We start from the raw sequence: 16,659 nt of genomic DNA on the forward strand, positions 1-16,659 counted from the left end.
GGAGGTGAACCTTGGCGACAAAGAAGAAGCCTGTGGTCGACGGTATGGAATTGGCAATGCTGTCTGCCAGCCGCAAAGACCTGTTCTTTGCGGCCATGCAAGCCAGCCACAGTGCAATGATCGTGACCGACCCCGCGGGGCCTGATAATCCGATCATCTTTGCCAACCAGGCGTTCCTGACCCTGACAGGCTTTGAACTGGACGAAGTGATCGGACGTAATTGCAGGTTCTTGCAGGGGCCTCAAACCGACAAAAACGCGCTGCACCAGGTGCAGCGCGCGGTTGAGCAGCACCATGAGGCCTGTGTCGAGGTGCTCAACTACCGCAAGGATGGCTCGACCTTCTGGAACGAGCTGTTCATTTCGCCGTTGTTCAACGAACGTGGGCAACTGGTGTATTTTTTCGCATCGCAGCTGGACGTGAGCCGGCGTCACGATGCCGAACAGCGCGTGCGTCGCGCACAAGACCTGGAAGCGCTGGGGCAACTGACCGGTGGCATTGCCCATGACTTCAATAACCTGCTGCAAGTGATGATGGGTTATCTCGACTTGATCCAGCAGAGCGCCAAGCGCCCCGGTAGCGATCCGCAGCGCATCGTCAACAGTGCCAGCCGTGCCAGGGCCGCGGCGGAAAAAGCTCAGACCCTGACCCAGCAGTTGCTGGCGTTTTCGCGCAAGCAACGGCTCGACAGTCGGGTGATCAACTTGAACAGCTTGCTCAGCCGCCCCGAATTCATGGCACGTGCGCTGCAGGGCGTCGAGTTGCATGTAGAACTTGCCGAAGATCTGTGGAACTGCCGCATCGACCCTGTCCAGGCGGAGCTGGCAGTGCAGCACCTGTTATCCAATGCCCAGGATGCTTTGCGCGGGCGTGCGGACCCAGCGGTAACCGTCCAGACCTGCAACGTCCAGGTACCGGGCGATGTCGGTGCCGAGCGTGATGGGTTGACCGAGGGCTGTTACGTGAGCATTTCGGTCTCGGATAACGGCAACGGCATCGACGCAGGTATTCAGGACAAAGTCATGCAGCCGTTCTTCACCACCAAGGAAGAAGGCCAGGGCTCGGGCCTGGGGTTGTCGATGGTGTACGGCTTCGTCAAGCAATCGGGCGGCACGGCGCGGATTCATTCAGACCCGGGCATCGGTACGACGATTCGCTTGTACTTTCCTGCAGATGACAGCCAGCTGTGGGTCGAGCAGCCCCCCACAGCCATCTCACCGCAAGGTAACGAACGCATCCTGATCGTGGAGGACCGGCCCGAGGTGGCCGAGTTGGCGCAGGTCATTCTGTCTGACTACGGTTACCACACGGACATCGCCCTCAATGCCGCCGAGGCGTTGGGCATGCTCAAGCAGGCGACGTATGACCTGGTGTTCAGTGACTTGATCATGCCCGGCGCGATGAATGGCGCGGCGTTGGCGCGGGAGGTGTCGCGCTTGTATCCGCACATCAGGATCTTGCTGACTACCGGCTATGCGAAAGACGCATTGGCCCGCGCGGAGATAGAGGTGCATGAGTTCGAGTTGATTCCCAAGCCGTATCAGCCTGCTGATTTGCCGCGCAAAATCCGGGCGGTGCTCGATGCCTGATCGAGCAGGCCACTGTGCCCCAAATGTGGGAGCGGGCTTGCCCCAATGCCAGTCAGTTAAGCGCAATCCCCTGTGGGAGCTGGCTTGCCTGCGATAGCGGCGGGTCAGTCAACGTCAATGTTGGGTGGGCCGACGTCTTCGCGGGCAAGCCCGCTCCCACAGTTGATCTTCGTTGCTTTGAGCATTGCATCCCTCGAGGGCGCCGCCCACAAAGCTACCTCAGCACCGCCAGCGCCAGGTCAAGCGCCAGCACCAACACAATCGAAAACCCGAATATCCTGCGCGCCCAGCCGGTCGGGTCAGCGAGGCGTGTACCGCTGGCCGCGAGGGTTAGCCAATAACTCCCCAGCCCTAGCATCACCACAAAATACAACGCCGCCATCTGCGCCACCGCGCCTAGCACCAGGGCGCTGGCGAGGAAGGCCAGCATGTACACCTGGATCTGCCGATGGGCTTGGGCCAGGCTCAACAGCGGCAGGCCTGCGGCGCGGAAATCCTCGCGGCGCATCACGTTGATGGCGTGTGAATGCGGCATCTGCCAACAACAGAACACCACAATCAGCAGCAACGCCGTAAGGTCAAACCGCCCGGTGACCGCGCAATAGCCGATCACCGGCGGCATCGCCCCGGAGACGCTGCCGATCAAGGTGGCCCAGTGGGAGCGTCGCTTGAGCCAGTAGGTGTAGACCCCCGCATAGATCACCAGCCCGACCATTGCCAGCCCACACGCCAGCGCATTGCTGCCGGCCCACAGCAAGCCAAAACCGCAGGTGCCCAGGACGATCCCATAGCCTGCGGCAGTGGACACGCTGATGGTGCGCAGTGCCAATGGCCGATGACAGGTGCGCACCATGCGCCGGTCGATGTCGCGGTCAATGCAGTTGTTGACGACACAGCCGCAACCGATCACCAGGGCCGTGCCGAGCAGTGTGGCAAGCCCGTGCGTCACCGTGGCCACATGCCCGCTGGCGGCGAGCAGGTAACCGCCCAGCACCGACGCCAGGTTGCCGACAATAATGCCCGGCTTGGTGAGCTCGATAGCGGTATTGAACAGCCCCCGCCAGTGTTTCAGTGCGCCAGCATGTTGTGATGAATACTGTCCATGATCCATAACGAAAGCCCCACCAACAGAAGAATGATGACCGCCGAGAAAATCAGCGCAATCAGGTTCCAGCGTTGTTCTTCGGCCGTGTCCAGGTGCAGGAAGAACTTGAGGTGGACCACGATTTGTATCGCGCCCAACGCCACTACCAACCAGGCGGTGACGGTGCGCGGCAGTGACGGGAACATCACCAGGGCGAACGGAATCAGGGTGAGCAGTACTGACACCAGGAACCCGACCAGATAGGAGCGACTGCTGCCATGGCTGGTACCGGCACTGCTGTGAAGCGAGCTTTGCTTGTACATGTCACACCACCCCCAACAGATAGACCACGGTAAAGACGCAGATCCACACCACGTCCAAAAAGTGCCAGAACAGGCTCAGGCAACTGAGCCGGGTGGCGTTGGTGCTGGTCAGGCCGCGTTGCTTGACCTGGACCATCAGCACCGCCATCCAGATCAGCCCGGTGAACACGTGCGCGCCGTGGGTGCCGACGAGGGTGAAGAAGGCCGTCAGGAAGCCGCTGCGGTCCGGCCCGTAGCCTTCTTCGATCAGGTGGTGGAATTCGTTGATCTCCATGGCGATAAAGCCCGCGCCCAACACGAACGTGAGCCCCAGCCAGCGCAGCACATCGCGTTGCTTGCCGTGGTTCATGGCGAGCATGGCGTAGCCGTAGGTGATACTGCTCAACAGCAGCAGCATGGTTTCGGCCAGCACATAGGGCAGTTCGAAAATATCCATGCTCGACGGCCCGCCCGCCACGCTGTCGCGCAATACGGCGTAGCCGGCGAACAAGGTCGCGAACAGGATGCAGTCGGTCATCAGGTAGATCCAGAACCCGAACAGGCTCAGGGAACCGGCGTCTTCATGCCCTTGTTCGTGGGTATGGGCAATGTCTTTTTCCATAACGATATTGGACATGGGTCAAGCCTCCGCCAGGTCTTTGAGACGGGCCGTTTCGATGCGCGCGACTTCCTGGGCGGGCACGAAGTAATCGGTGTCTTCGTCGTAGCTGCGCACCACGAACGCGACCACCGAGGCCACCAGGCCGAACGCCGCCAACCACCAGATGTGCCACACCAACGCAAAGCTGCAGACCAGCGCAAACAGGCTGATGACCAAGCCCGACGCGGTATTGCGCGGCATATGGATGCTGCGATAGTCGGTGTGGCTCAGGGTGCTGACGCCGCGCTCCTTCATGCCCCAGTACGCGTCCAGGTCATTGACCTTGGGCTGTTCGGCGAAGTTGTACAGCGGCGGGGGAGACGCGGTGGCCCATTCCAGGGTGCGCCCGTCCCACGGATCGCCGGTGCGGTCGCGGTATTGATGACGGTTGCGGATGCTGACAAACAATTGCAAGGCTTGCGCCGCCACGCCGCAGAGGATGATTGCCACCCCCACCAGCTCTAGCAGCAGCCAGGGCCGCCACTCGGGGTTGTCGAAATGATTGAGACGGCGCGTCATGCCCATGAAACCCAGCACGTAGGAGGGCATGAACGCGAAATAAAAGCCCACCAGCCAGCACCAGAAGGCGATGCGGCCCAGCTTGTCGTTCAAGCGGAAACCGAACGCCTTGGGGAACCAATACGTCAGGCCGGCCATATAGCCGAACACCGCGCCACCGATGATCACGTTGTGAAAGTGCGCGATCAGGAACAGGCTGTTGTGCAGCAGGAAATCGGCCCCGGGCACCGCCAGCAGCACCCCGGTCATGCCGCCGATGCTGAAGGTCACGATAAAGCCCAGGGTCCACAGCATGGGCGTTTCGAAGCGCACGCGGCCGCGGTACATGGTGAACAACCAGGTGAAGATTTTCACCCCGGTCGGCACCGCGATGATCATCGTCATGATGCCGAAGAACGCGTTGACGTTGCCCCCCGCGCCCATGGTGAAAAAGTGATGCAGCCACACGATGAACGACAACACGGTGATCGCGATGGTCGCCCATACCAGCGACACGTAGCCGAACAGCCGCTTGCTGCTGAAGGTGGCGGCAATCTCGGAAAACACCCCGAACGCGGGCAGGATCAGGATGTACACCTCCGGATGCCCCCAGGCCCAGATGAGGTTCACGTACATCATCGGGTTGCCGCCGGCCTCGTTGGTGAAAAAATGCATGCCCAGATAGCGGTCCAGGGTCAGCATCAGCAGGGTGGCGGTGAGGATCGGGAATGCCGCCAGAATCAGCACCGAGGTGCACAGCGCGTTCCAGGTGAACACCGGCATCTTGAACAGCGTCATGCCTTCGGTGCGCATCTTCAGGATGGTGACGAAGAAATTCACCCCCGTGAGCAGCGTGCCGATACCAGATATCTGCAATGACCAGATGTAGTAATCCACGCCGACGCCGGGGCTGTAGCCCAGCTCGGATAACGGCGGATACGCGACCCAGCCGGTGCGCGCGAACTCACCGACCCCCAGCGAAATATTCACCAGCGCCGCACCCACCACGAACAGCCAGAAACTCAGGGCGTTGAGAAACGGATAGGCCACATCGCGAGCGCCGATCTGCAACGGCACGACGATATTCATCAAGCCGACCACGAAGGGCATGGCCATGAAGAAGATCATGATCACACCGTGGGCGGTGAAGATCTGGTCGTAATGTTCCGGCGGCAGGTAACCCGGCCCGCCGCTGGCGGCCATGGCTTGCTGGGTGCGCATCATGATCGCATCAGAAAACCCGCGCAGCAGCATCACCAGGGCGACGACGATGTACATGCAACCGATCTTCTTGTGGTCCACCGAGGTGAACCACTCGCGCCACAAATAACCCCACTTGCGTTTCCAGGTGATCGAGCCCACCAGCGCCACCCCGATCAGGCCCACGACGGCCAGGGTGTACATCACAATGGGTTCAGTGGTTGGGATCGCGTCCCACGACAGTTTTCCGAACATGGTTACCGCTCCTCAGCCAGCAGACTTGGGTGTTGATCGGTGCGTTGTGCAGCGTCGCTCAATGGCGAGCGCCGGGGTTTATTGGCCTTGTTCATGCCTTCGTATTTATCGACGATGTCCAGGAACAAGCGCTCCTGTACCGCCGAGTAATAGGTCACCGGGTGCTTGAGGGTCGGCTTGGCCAATTGCGCGTAAGCGCTGTGGTCCAGAGAGGTGGCCGCGCCCTTGACCTTTGTCACCCAGGTTTGAAAGTCGGCAGTGCTCAGGGACAGCGTGGTGAAATGCATGTCGGAAAAACCGGGGCCGTTGTAGTTGGCGGCAATCCCTCTGAACTCACCGGTTTCGTTGGCGATCAGGTGCAACTTGGTCTGCATGCCGGCCATGGCGTAGATCTGCCCGCCGAGTGCGGGAATAAAGAACGAGGTCATGGCCGCGTCGGAGGTGACGGTGAAACTCACCGGCGTGTGCACCGGCAGGGCCAGTTCGTTGACGCTGGCGATGCCCAGGTCAGGGTAGATAAACAGCCACTTCCAGTCGGTGGCGACCACCTGCACATTGATCGGCGGGGTGTCTGATTCCAGCGGGCGATAGGGGTCGAGTGCGTGGGTGGTCTCCCAGGTCACCCACCCCAGGACGATGATGATCAGCAGGGGAACGCCCCATACCACCGCTTCGATTTTGTGTGAACTGGCCCAGCGGGGGGAGTAACGCGCTTTTTTATTGGTGGCGCGGTAGCGGTAGGCGAAGACAAACATCATCACAATCACCGGAACGACCACCAGCAGCATCAGGCCCGTAGCGAGAATAATCAGGTCGCGCTCATCGGTTGCTACTTGCCCCTTGGGGTTGAATACCACCAGGTTGCAACTGGTGAGTAAGAAGAGGCTGGTGATAGTGACCAGGCAATAACCCATCGCTCGTTTCATGCCTTGCTCCTGTATTGGAAACTTGCGTTTTGCTGTGCCGAATCTGTGCTCGCGCGTTAACTAAGCGAAGCGCTTGTTAACACCAGGAGCCATCAGGTGATAAACATTCGGCAATAAGCTGCCGTCAGTAGATAAAGTGCGTCTACTGTCCGGTTCTATTGGCTTTTTCTGCCGCTCTGCAGGGCGCATTTCGCCGCGCTCCCGAACATTTTGAATAGAGCCCGATGGGTTGGTTTAACAATTTGTTTCCTCGCCTGACGAACGGTTTAACAGGCGAAACGGTAAAGGGTTTTTATCGGTGCATGATGGAGGTGGCCTTGCAGAAAGTCTGAATTCTGGTTAGGGATTTCAGTCGTTAGTTGATGGCCAACCCCACTAACGGTTTTGGAGAAGCGCTATGTTTATACGTGGCAACACCTATAAAGCCTGGGTCTCAAAAGCACTGGAAGAAAAATGCTTCACCCGGGAAGTCGAAAACGGCTGCCATATCGAAGTCAGGGCCCGAGAGCGGGACGATGCTGATATTGAAGTGCTGCTCTGTGTTTATACCGCGACGGGACAATGTGTGGTTGAACGCATCAAGCAGTTGCCGGGTGCCGAATGGACGGTGAATGACGCGCTCAAACGCGGTATTGACCAGGCGGAACGGATTGCCGGAGGTGAGTCCGGCCGACTGCCCTGTGCTGACGCTCACGTGCACGACGACGATTGAGTGGCTCCGCGATCTTGAATGTGGGAGCTGGCTTGCCTGCGATGACGGCCTGACAGCCGACGAGGACTTTGGTCCGACAGGCAAGCTTGGACCTCGGTGCGTCAGTTAGACAAGCGTCGGCTGCCAGGCCGTCACGGGAGCAAGCTCCCTCGCCACAGGATGAAGCGTCGCGGCAAAATAAAAAAGCCCGCACGGAATGCGGGCAAGACAGGAGTTTTTACCAAGAGCCTGGAGTGAACAGACTCAGTATTAAGAAACAAAAGAAGCATGAGCAGTTTTATTTTTTTAATGCGAGGCCGACGAACGGTAGTGCAACAGCAAGTGCGTGATCGTCGTCATTAAAAGATTAAAATTTCTGAACCTTCGTTCTGAGCAAATAACAAAAAATCAGAAGGAGAGGTTATGAAAAATTCTTTATATGTCATCGAGTACGAATACCACCACGAGCCTAAGTCTTTCATTATAAGAGCGGAGGTGATGAATAACGCAGAGGCGTGGCATTGGGCCTGTTGCGATGCAGGCATTGGTATTATTCCCAGGTCGCGTAATGAAAAGATCAAACGCATCAGTAAACCGCTGGCCGAGCGCTACGGTCTTGAGAATGTAAGATGGCGCCCGTCTGGGAGTATCCCGTTTATTGCAAAGCCTTATGTGCCGCCGCCACCCGAATGAATGTATTTTTAATGGACGGTCTCCATGCGGGTGGCGGTAGGGGCGAGGCGCGTGTTTACTGTTTTTTGCGTCGCTCCTGCAACATGCACAACTTTTGCACGCTGCGTTGAAGTGCCTCTTTCATCAGGTCGGCTGCATAGTGTTGCTGGCACGCCGGGCAGAGCATGTCAGAGGCCGACGACACTAGAAAGTCGGGGTCACCCAGCGTCGATTCGTAGGGTTGTTTACATTGCAGGCAACTTCGGTTCGCTTGTAGATGGGGCACATCGATTCCTCCCTGAATGAACGGCCACTCTCGATTAAGAAGTGGGCGTTTTCAACTGCTAAAGAGGAAGAATTCAAACAAGCGATTAGTTGATGCTTTAATGCCAGTATCGAGAGGCGGCGGGGCGGGGATGGCGCTTGGACGGCTGTCGATGTTTTAGAACCCTGGCAGGTTTATCGACAGGCGCGTCCTCACTCTCTGCTCTGTGGGTTCAGCAGTTGGGTTTTCTGCTACGGATTTTTTGCCCGGCGGCGGTCGCCTGGCGCTTTGATCGGTCCGGGTTGGGCGGGGTGACGCTACTTGCTATCGAGCCTGCCAGGCTGTCAGTCGGCGGGGTTGTCAGCTCCTCCCTGGCTTGTAACCAGTGCACGAAATCCTGACCGTCAGGCTTCCCTTGCTGTTCCCAAATGCGGTACGCGGTGAGTCGGATCGTTTCTTCGTCCATTGTGAGGCTCCCCTATTGAATAAAAGGTGCTAGGAGTGAATGAAGCTGCTCACGTACTCCGCCTTGATCACGGGAAGTTCGATCCCATGGATCAAGCCGGCGGTCAGCGCTTGTTGCGGATCAAGAATGCGGGGCGCGGCGATCAGGTACTTTTCAGTCTCCAGTTTTTCGACGGCATCAGCGGTGCGCTCGGCTACGATGCGTGCGTACAACTGCAAGTCGTAATCGAGACTCATCGCATATTCGGACATGCGCGAGTGGTCAACCGCGCCTTGCACATGCCAGTGGAAGGGGTGGAACAGGAATTTACTGTGCTTGCAGGCGGTTCTGCGCTCACCGGCCAGGAAGATGATATTGCCCATGGATTCCACGGTGCCGAGGTTATGGGTATGCACCGGAATCGGCAGGGACAATAAAAAGTTGTACATCGTAAAGCCGTAGCTGCATTCACCACCCATGGTGGCGATATTCAGTACCAGGCCCTGGGCATCTTGTTGTACGGCCAACGAGGCTTTTTCAATCAGTTGGCTGCACGTAGAAGCGGTGACCGGTGCGGTGAAGTTGATAATGTGTAAAGGCATGGTGTCCCTCATCAATGAAAGCAGGGGAGCATGGCTCCCCTGCATCAAGCACATCAGCTTTTGCGTCCGCCGCCGCGGCTGTGTTCGCCACCTTTACGCCCGGCTTCGGAAGCTTTTTCACGGTCATTGGCAAAATTGCCGCCACTGTTCTGGCCGCCTTTGCTGCCCGCCTCGGCGGCGCGTTCGGGGTCATTCTTGAAATTGCCCCCGCTGTTCTGGCCGCCTTTGCTGCCGGCTTCAGCGGCGCGCTCGGGATCATTCTTGAAGTTCCCGCCACTGTTTTGGCCACCTTTGCTGCCGATCTCCTGGTAGAACTCTTTGTCATGGGACGCAGAAGTGGCTTCGCCGCCTTTTTTACCGGCTTCGCTGACGCTCATCTGGCCTTGCTTGTCTTGAGTAGTCATGTTCAGTTACCTCGTCGTTATGTCGGTAATGTAACGTTCACTTCGATTGTGCTGGAAACGTGCACTTAGGCGCGTGAGTCAAGCTGCACGGTTATAAGTGCCTTTCACACAAGGGTGGCGTTTTAGATGCACTTATCGTGGCTTCGGCTTGTTCAGCAAGTTGCTGATGTTCGTAGCACGCAGACGTATTAGAACGCAGGCCAGTCCTTGCTTTAGTTTGCACTTCTACAATCGGCCTGCGAGCTGGCTCGCCGCGCTGATTATCAATGGACGCACGCATGATGAATGCCCTTTGTTAACGAACGGAACAGCGGTACTGCCCGTGTGGTCAGGACTTACGTCCACCACCATGACTGTTCTGGCCGCCTTTACGCCCGGCTTCCGAGGCTTTCTCGCGGTCGTTGGCGAAGTTGCCGCCAGAGGCCTGTCCACCTTTCTTTCCCGCCTGTGATGCTTTTTCGCGATCATTGGCAAAGTTTCCAGGGTTTTTATTGCTCGTCGTCATAACAATACTCCCAGTTTTGAAATGTCGTTTCGCTAGTTGCCCGTTTATGCAACGGACATCTTTTCTGATAGGGGCAAGTGCGCAGATGTTTTGAAATTTTTTAAAAAGGGCGATGAACGGTAGAGTGGTAGATGAAACTTGTACAGCTAGGCTCAAGAAGTGCCGCTTCGTATAAGTTTTGTCGCGTCGATTGATATTGAATTAATGGCGACCTTAACGATTGGTTTAGCATTCAATACCCTGTTTGATAGTGGTCATTAAAGGCGCTGGCTACTCTGGCCGGCGCTCAGCCGCACACTCTGTTGCTGCAGCCCGCACAGACTGCTTGTATGCTGGCACTCTGGAACCGGTTGCCCCTGTGAGTACCGACGTTCGAATGATGGCTGGAACGGAAACCGGACTTCCTTAAGGTGCTGACGTGAAGCGTGATACCCGTCTTGTGATGCTGTTGCTGTTGGTGATCGGCTGTTCCCTGACTTCGCTGACGATTTGGAAAGTCCTGTCTTCCCGCGACCGTGCGCTGGCGGAAGTGGATGTGCATGGCTTGAACCTGACCCAGGCCCTTAACACCTATACCGAAGGCATCGTGCGGCAAAGCTCGTTGCTGTTGCTGGGGCTGGTTGAGCGCCTGGAAACCGAAGGCAGTGGGCCGGTGCAAATCCAGCGAATCAGCACGCTGATCAACCTACAGCAGCCGCTGATGCCGCAGCTCAGCGGCATCACCATTTATGATCATCAGGGCCGGTGGCTGCTGTCTTCCAATCGTGCGATTCCGGAGGGCGCCAATAGCAGTGATCGGGCCTATTTCATCCACCATCGCGACGATCCGAGCGCTGAACCTTTTATTGGCCCGCCGATTCAAAGCCGCGCCAACCATGAATGGGTGGTGACCATCAGCCGCCGTTTCAACGACGCGGCCGGCAACTTCGCTGGCGTGGTCGCTGTGACCCTGGGGGTGGAAAACTTTCTGCGGGTATTCGGTAAACTCGATGTGGGCCAGGAGGGCGCCATCGGCCTGTCCTACGCCGACGGCACGTTGCTGGTGCGTTACCCCTTCCGCGAGCAGGACATGGGCCGCAACTTTTCCACCTCGCCTATTTATTCCAAGTACCTGGTCGACCAGCCTGTGGGCACTGCGGCCTATACCTCCAGCCTGGACGGCGTAGAGCGGCTCTATGCCTTTCGCAAGAGCGAAACCCTGCCGCTGATCACCACGGTCGCGTTGGGCAAGCACGAAGCCCTTGCGGCGTGGCGCATCGAGGCGGCACTGTCAGCGGTCGTGGTGGTGGGGCTGTTGGGGCTGACGGGGCTGATCGGCTGGTTTCTGATCCTGGATATCCGCAGGCGTACGGCGGCGGAAGAGGCGTTGCGTGTCGCCCAGCAACAGTTGCTCGACTCCAATCGGCAATTGGCGCTATTAGCGAAAAAGGATGCGCTGACCGGCCTCGCCAACCGCCGCTGTTTTGACGAAACGCTGGCGGTGGAAGCGCGCCGGGCGCAGCGCGAGGGTACGTCACTGGCATTGCTGATGATCGATATCGACCATTTCAAACGCTTCAACGATGCCTTTGGTCACGTCGCGGGAGATGCTTGCTTGCAGGCGGTCAGCACGTTATTGGAAACGTGCGTGCGGCGGCCCTCGGACCTGGTGGCGCGCTATGGCGGAGAAGAAATGGCGGTCATCATGCCCGCGACTGACAGTGCAGGCGCTGCGGTGGTCGCGCAACGCATTCTTTCGCGCCTACAGCAGGAGAACATCACACACCCAGGCAGCCCCTTCGGGCGCGTGAGTGTGAGTATCGGCGTTGCGACGGGCCTGGGCTCACGGCTGGAGCCGGTGTTGGGTTTGGTCGAGGCGGCCGATGCAGCGCTTTACGGTGCGAAGGCGGCGGGGCGCAATGGGTTCAACGTGCACCCTGCGGACGTGACTTCGGGCGGCTGAAACGGCTTTTACCTGGGTATGCGCGGCTCACATCCCCAGCGTCGGGATCATGAGTTCGCCGCACTCCATCAGTTGGCCAGCGGTGACTTGCAGCTGCGGGGTGGGTTTGGCCGCATAGCCTGCGATGAAGCCGGCACTTAGCAGTGCCAGGCAGAGGACGGCTTTTTTCACAAGCATGCGCAGGGTCTCAATCGGTTCAAAAGGGTGAACCACAGATTGTGCGTTCGAGAAAAGGTTCCCGCGTAGCGCAGATGGCGTTCTGCTTTCTGTAGGAGCGAGCTTGCTCGCGAAAAACCTCAACGATAACGCGTGCTCCCTGAATAAGCGCGGCGCCTGTGAGTGTTTCGCGAGCAAGCTCGCTCCTACAAAAGGTATCGTCAGCGAATGAACCTGACGTACACACGTTCAGGGTCGTTATCGTCCAGATTCTCGATCTGCCCGCTGGGAATAAAGCCGGCTTTCGTCAGCAGGGCCTGGGACGCGCCGTTGGAGGCATTGGTCGACGCGAACAGCTTGGGCGTCTTGCAGGCCGCTTCGGCCGCTGCCAGCAGACGAAGGGCGACGCCTTTGCGTTGATACAGCGGTGAAACCACCACCAGCGCTATAAACCCATGGTTGAAAAAATCGTGGGTGAGCACCAGGTAGCCGGCGCACACGTTAGCGTTGGCGGCTACCAGGCATTGCTGGCGAACCACGGCATCATAGATAAACACACGACGGCTGGCATGCTCGGTTGCGTAGGCATCCAGTGCGACCAAGGCATGCACATCGTCGGGGATGGCTTGGCGGATCAGCCAGTGTGGAGCAGCGGGAGGCAGAAGGTATTCAGCCATGGTCGTGGAGCATCCTCTGTTTAAACATTTGCCCCCACGTGCTTGATGACAGTCCCTTGTGCATTGATGACGCTATGCTATCGCCCGCTAGAGGGCGGCGTTATGGATAGCACAGTTATGGGGCGCGAAGGGGTTACGTTTGTTGGCCTGATTGCAGTCGTTGTTTAGAAATGTTTATGTGTTCCAATGGTTATCTCGACTTGCGCAGGAAGCGCATCGGCCGAGGCCATTCAGTCTTTTAACAGATTCATCCCAAGGAGTAACACCATGCAAGGAAGCACATCGCTCAAGTACCTGGCGTTTTCGTTGATCCCGTTGATGGCCGCCTGTACCACGCCCACACGCCAGTCCGCCGTCCTCCCTGCGCCACCCTTGCAGTTCGATAACTGCGCGGTTGGCTGCCCCACCGGCGGCAGCCCAGTGACGTTGAACCGCCAGGCCTACACGTTGAACAACAACGGTTCGACCAAGTTTGCCAATTGGGTGTCCTACAAGATCACTAAAGCCACCGCGGCCAGCGGGCGTTCCCGTGACTGGCGCACCGACCCGGATATTCCAGCCGGGGAGACCCTGGACCCGGTGGATTACAACGGTGCCAACGTCGCGCTCAAAATCGACCGTGGGCATCAGGCCAACCTGGCGTCAATGGCCGGGGTGGCCGACTGGCAAACGCTCAACTACCTGTCGAACATTACCCCGCAAAAAGCCGAACTCAACCAGGGGCCGTGGGCGCGCCTGGAAGACCAGGAGCGCACTCTCAGCAAGGAGCCAGGCGTCGATCAGGTGTATGTGGCCACCGGGCCGCTGTATGAGCATTTTGTGGGCTCGTTGCCGGGTACGAACAAAGTACACACCATCCCGAGTGGCTATTGGAAAATCATCGTGGTCGGCAGTTCGCCGGAAACGGGTGTGTACGCCTCATTCGTGATGAACCAGGAAACCCCCAAAGGCGCAGACTTCTGCGATTATCAGGTCACCGTGGATCACATCGAAGAGCGCTCGGGGCTGACGTTCTGGAGCACCTTGCCGCAAGCGATGCAAGCCACGCTGAAGGCCAGGCAGGGTCAGTTGCCGAGTCGGATCGGCTGTAGCCGAACCAAAGCCTGACGCCTAGTCGGCACACACCAACGAGGGCCTGCGGCTGTTGTTCTTGCCCAGGCGCTCATGCGTGGCGACGTCTGTGGCCTGTTCACGCAGTGCGTCTTCGAGCGCTTGCAAATGCTTGGAAAGGATTTTCACCGACCCACTCGGGTTGGCGGGGTCGAAGGGGATCCGACCGTTGGCAATCAGCACCATAGCCAGTTCCCACGCGCGTTGTGAGTCGTTCATGACAGGGATTCCTTCTTCAGCGTGATCGATATAGAGCTGTGACCCGCTGGCAACGCCCCGGTATCAACTGGGTTACTGCCGAAATTTCGATCATTTCAACGATTCAGTTGCGCTGAAACCATCATCTTTTTAGATGGTGGTCGAGATGTGTCGAAAGAATGAACCACCGCGGCGCGGTGGTCACCTAATCCGTATGAATCGGTCGTTTCCCATTCAATGATCCGAGGGGCAACCATGGACTCTGTACTGCGGGCTGTGGCGATTTACCTGGTGCTGCTGGTGCTGTTCAAAGTTGCCGGCAGGCGCACGCTGGCCGAGCTCACCACCTTTGACCTGGTTTTGTTGATGGTCATCGGCGAAGCCACCCAGCAGGCGTTGCTGGGCGAAGATTTCTCAATGACCAACGCCGTGCTGGTCATCGCTACCCTGATTGCCATCGACATTGGCTTCTCGCTGGCCAAGCAGCGTTCAGCCTGGTTCGCGCGGGTGCTCGATGGCGGGCCGACGGTGCTGGTCGAGCAGGGCCAGGTGCTGCATAAACGGCTCAAGCATGCGCGGCTGGACGAGGGTGACATTCTTGAGGCGGCCCGGTCCACCCAAGGGCTTGTCGAGCTCAAGCAGATCCGCTTCGCGATTCTTGAGCGCAACGGCAAGATCTCGGTGATCCCGTTTGATTGATACGCGGCCCCCATTCGTCAGCCAAGGGTCTGTTTTTTGAACGCACGCGCCTCTGTACCAGACAGATAGATCATGGGCGGACGAATGTTGCTGTCGTCACGCGGATATCACTCACTCGCCAGCAGGTGAACCTTCATGAAGAAGCTTTATATGTGCCTGGGCCTGTGCAGCGCATTCATGCTGCACGGCTGTTTTGACAACGCCGACAACGCCACTAAAGACAACAACAGTGGCACCGAGTCGTCGGTGCAGATGCAGGAAGGCAAGGCGGACGAAAACAAATAGCGCGGCCTTGTAGCCGACGCTTATCTACCTGAATGCTCATCGCCCAAATGTGCGAGCTGGCTTGCCTGCGATGCAAACACCTCGGTTCATCAGGAAAACCGAGTCGATGCATTCGCAGGCAAGCCAGCTCCCACAGTTGATCGCGACCGATCAGCGCATATGCAGGATGATCGGGCTACTGCTCGCCGGGTCGGTATGCCCACGCAACTTGCCCACGGCCTTCGCATCGACCGCACCGCCGTGGTTGCCCCAGGTACCGCGCACGTAGCTCAGCACGTCGGCGATTTCCGAGTCGGACAATTGCTCCCGGAACGCTGGCATGCGGTAGGCATCCGGCAGGCCGGCGGTGATCACGCGCTGTGAGCCATTGAGCGTGATGTTGATCGCGGACGCATTTTCCTTGGCCAGGGCCGAGGTAGCGCCGGCCAGAGGCGGCATCCAGTCGGGCTGGCCTTTGCCGTCGAGCCCATGGCAGGAGGCACAGCGGGTGGCGTACGTGTGAGCACCGGGGACATCCGAGCGCGCCGTTACCGGCTGATATTGCCAGGGGCTGCCGTCACGCTGGGGGTCGCCGGGCAGTGACTTGAGGTAGCGAGCGATTGCGGCCAGGTCATCGTCCTGCATGAACTGCGTGGAGTTGTTGAAGGCTTCGGTCATCGAGCCATAGACCACGGCATGCTGGTTGCGACCGGTCTTGAGGAACTGCACGATCTGTTCCTCACTCCAGCGCCCCAGGCCGGTGTTGTGGTCCTGGCGCAGGCTGGGGGCGTACCAGCCGTCGAGCAGGGCACCGGCCAGGAACGGCGCGCCGGATTCGTCCAGGGCCTTTTCGTTGAACGCCAGCCCCCGTGGCGTGTGGCAACTGCCGCAGTGGCCGGGGCCTTGGACGATATAGGCGCCCCGGTTCCACAGTGCGTCCTGGCCGGGCTTGGCGGCATAGGTCGCGGTCGGTGCAAACACACCGTTCCACAGGGCGATGGGCCAACGCAGGTTGAGCGGCCAGGGAATGTCGCTGGGGATATTAGGCTGGTTGGCCGGTTGCACGCCTTTCATGAAAAACGCGTACAGCGCCTGGATGTCATCGTCGCTGAGCTTCACATAAGACGGGTAGGGCATGGCCGGATAGAGTCGTCGCCCACCCGGTGCTACGCCGTGGCGTACGGCGCGGTCGAAGTCGGCCAGGCTATAGGTGCCGATACCATGCTCGCGGTCGGGGGTGATGTTGGTGGCGTGGATCGCCCCCAGCGGTGTGGCCATTTCCAGGCCACCAGCGAATGGCTGCTTGCCGGCCAAGCTATGGCAGGCCACGCAGTCACTCACTCGCGCGACGTATTCGCCGCGACTGACCAAGGCGGGGTCGAAACTCGTGGCCTGTTGCTGTTCAAAAGGCGAGGCAGGCTCGCGGGTGACGTACCAGGCCAGCAGGCCGGCGGCGACCACGCAGGGCAGCACCAGCCACCCTGCGGTTCTTGCGAATCGGCGGTTATTCATGG

Annotated in this window: 20 protein-coding genes; 7 read left to right on the plus strand and 13 right to left on the minus strand. The window is 58.7% G+C overall.

The window, feature by feature from the left end; translation table 11 throughout:
• The first annotated feature begins 11 nt into the window (after positions 1-11).
• On the plus strand, positions 12-1,589 hold the full coding sequence (locus AC1RAC_RS13700; protein WP_172415510.1) for a histidine kinase famiy protein: 1,578 nt from the start codon (positions 12-14) through the stop codon (positions 1,587-1,589).
• A gap of 214 nt (positions 1,590-1,803) precedes the next feature.
• On the opposite strand, the gene cyoE is transcribed toward AC1RAC_RS13700, so the two are convergent.
• The 5 genes from cyoE to cyoA are packed head-to-tail and all read right to left on the minus strand — an operon-like array spanning position 1,804 to position 6,515.
• Positions 1,804-2,700 carry a heme o synthase gene (gene cyoE, locus AC1RAC_RS13705; RefSeq protein ID WP_492616655.1) on the minus strand — a complete coding sequence of 299 codons (897 nt, stop codon included), beginning with the start codon at positions 2,698-2,700 and terminating at the stop codon, positions 1,804-1,806.
• Positions 2,658-2,996, minus strand: coding sequence for a cytochrome o ubiquinol oxidase subunit IV (gene cyoD / locus AC1RAC_RS13710; protein ID WP_034127103.1), 339 nt, complete (start codon positions 2,994-2,996; stop codon positions 2,658-2,660). The genes cyoE and cyoD overlap by 43 nt, the downstream gene beginning before the upstream one ends.
• A gap of 1 nt (position 2,997) precedes the next feature.
• Positions 2,998-3,612, minus strand: a complete 615-nt coding sequence (locus AC1RAC_RS13715; protein ID WP_054895700.1) for a cytochrome o ubiquinol oxidase subunit III — start codon at positions 3,610-3,612, stop codon at positions 2,998-3,000.
• Positions 3,613-3,615: 3 nt separating this feature from the next.
• Complete coding sequence (gene cyoB, locus AC1RAC_RS13720) at positions 3,616-5,589, minus strand: cytochrome o ubiquinol oxidase subunit I (protein ID WP_057978062.1); 1,974 nt, start codon at positions 5,587-5,589, stop codon at positions 3,616-3,618.
• Positions 5,590-5,591: 2 nt separating this feature from the next.
• A complete protein-coding gene (gene cyoA, locus AC1RAC_RS13725; RefSeq protein WP_057978061.1) occupies positions 5,592-6,515 on the minus strand; it encodes a ubiquinol oxidase subunit II in 924 nt (307 codons plus the stop codon).
• Positions 6,516-6,912: 397 nt separating this feature from the next.
• Here cyoA and AC1RAC_RS13730 point away from each other — a divergent pair, with 397 nt between their 5' ends.
• Both AC1RAC_RS13730 and AC1RAC_RS13735 read left to right on the plus strand, forming a co-directional pair.
• Positions 6,913-7,227 carry a hypothetical protein gene (locus AC1RAC_RS13730; RefSeq protein ID WP_034127106.1) on the plus strand — a complete coding sequence of 105 codons (315 nt, stop codon included), beginning with the start codon at positions 6,913-6,915 and terminating at the stop codon, positions 7,225-7,227.
• A 402-nt stretch (positions 7,228-7,629) separates the two neighbouring features.
• Positions 7,630-7,899, plus strand: coding sequence for a DUF6555 family protein (locus tag AC1RAC_RS13735; protein ID WP_003190473.1), 270 nt, complete (start codon positions 7,630-7,632; stop codon positions 7,897-7,899).
• 476 nt (positions 7,900-8,375) lie between these two features.
• Here AC1RAC_RS13735 and AC1RAC_RS13740 read toward each other — a convergent pair whose 3' ends face one another.
• From AC1RAC_RS13740 to AC1RAC_RS13755, 4 genes are all read right to left on the minus strand, one after another.
• Complete coding sequence (locus AC1RAC_RS13740; protein ID WP_252950246.1) at positions 8,376-8,609, minus strand: DUF2934 domain-containing protein; 234 nt, start codon at positions 8,607-8,609, stop codon at positions 8,376-8,378.
• A gap of 29 nt (positions 8,610-8,638) precedes the next feature.
• Positions 8,639-9,190: an ATP-dependent Clp protease proteolytic subunit gene (locus tag AC1RAC_RS13745; protein WP_038449759.1), complete on the minus strand. Its 552-nt coding sequence runs from the start codon at positions 9,188-9,190 to the stop codon at positions 8,639-8,641.
• Positions 9,191-9,243: 53 nt separating this feature from the next.
• On the minus strand, positions 9,244-9,594 hold the full coding sequence (locus tag AC1RAC_RS13750) for a con-10 family general stress protein (protein WP_492616656.1): 351 nt from the start codon (positions 9,592-9,594) through the stop codon (positions 9,244-9,246).
• Between the two features lie 328 nt (positions 9,595-9,922).
• Positions 9,923-10,099: a con-10 family general stress protein gene (locus AC1RAC_RS13755; protein ID WP_003190478.1), complete on the minus strand. Its 177-nt coding sequence runs from the start codon at positions 10,097-10,099 to the stop codon at positions 9,923-9,925.
• Between the two features lie 418 nt (positions 10,100-10,517).
• Here AC1RAC_RS13755 and AC1RAC_RS13760 point away from each other — a divergent pair, with 418 nt between their 5' ends.
• Complete coding sequence (locus AC1RAC_RS13760; protein WP_127882095.1) at positions 10,518-12,041, plus strand: sensor domain-containing diguanylate cyclase; 1,524 nt, start codon at positions 10,518-10,520, stop codon at positions 12,039-12,041.
• 27 nt (positions 12,042-12,068) lie between these two features.
• Here the strand turns inward: AC1RAC_RS13760 and AC1RAC_RS13765 are convergent, their stop codons facing one another.
• Together AC1RAC_RS13765 and AC1RAC_RS13770 are read right to left on the minus strand one after the other, a co-directional pair.
• Positions 12,069-12,218, minus strand: a complete 150-nt coding sequence (locus AC1RAC_RS13765; RefSeq protein ID WP_019821496.1) for a hypothetical protein — start codon at positions 12,216-12,218, stop codon at positions 12,069-12,071.
• A 200-nt stretch (positions 12,219-12,418) separates the two neighbouring features.
• Positions 12,419-12,874: a GNAT family N-acetyltransferase gene (locus AC1RAC_RS13770; RefSeq protein ID WP_054895693.1), complete on the minus strand. Its 456-nt coding sequence runs from the start codon at positions 12,872-12,874 to the stop codon at positions 12,419-12,421.
• Positions 12,875-13,141: 267 nt separating this feature from the next.
• Here AC1RAC_RS13770 and AC1RAC_RS13775 point away from each other — a divergent pair, with 267 nt between their 5' ends.
• A complete protein-coding gene (locus tag AC1RAC_RS13775) occupies positions 13,142-13,981 on the plus strand; it encodes a DNA/RNA non-specific endonuclease (RefSeq protein WP_089042647.1) in 840 nt (279 codons plus the stop codon).
• A 3-nt stretch (positions 13,982-13,984) separates the two neighbouring features.
• Here AC1RAC_RS13775 and AC1RAC_RS13780 read toward each other — a convergent pair whose 3' ends face one another.
• Positions 13,985-14,203, minus strand: a complete 219-nt coding sequence (locus AC1RAC_RS13780; protein ID WP_054895691.1) for a hypothetical protein — start codon at positions 14,201-14,203, stop codon at positions 13,985-13,987.
• Positions 14,204-14,437: 234 nt separating this feature from the next.
• On the opposite strand from AC1RAC_RS13780, the gene AC1RAC_RS13785 reads away from it, so the two are divergent.
• Both AC1RAC_RS13785 and AC1RAC_RS13790 read left to right on the plus strand, forming a co-directional pair.
• Positions 14,438-14,881, plus strand: coding sequence for a DUF421 domain-containing protein (locus AC1RAC_RS13785; RefSeq protein WP_034127111.1), 444 nt, complete (start codon positions 14,438-14,440; stop codon positions 14,879-14,881).
• Between the two features lie 135 nt (positions 14,882-15,016).
• Positions 15,017-15,166 carry a hypothetical protein gene (locus AC1RAC_RS13790; RefSeq protein WP_492616657.1) on the plus strand — a complete coding sequence of 50 codons (150 nt, stop codon included), beginning with the start codon at positions 15,017-15,019 and terminating at the stop codon, positions 15,164-15,166.
• Between the two features lie 150 nt (positions 15,167-15,316).
• On the opposite strand, the gene AC1RAC_RS13795 is transcribed toward AC1RAC_RS13790, so the two are convergent.
• Positions 15,317-16,657: a c-type cytochrome gene (locus tag AC1RAC_RS13795; RefSeq protein WP_200582927.1), complete on the minus strand. Its 1,341-nt coding sequence runs from the start codon at positions 16,655-16,657 to the stop codon at positions 15,317-15,319.
• Between the last annotated feature and the right edge of the window lie 2 nt (positions 16,658-16,659).

It is taken from the genome of Pseudomonas sp. GW823-FHT02F05, assembly GCF_058797315.1.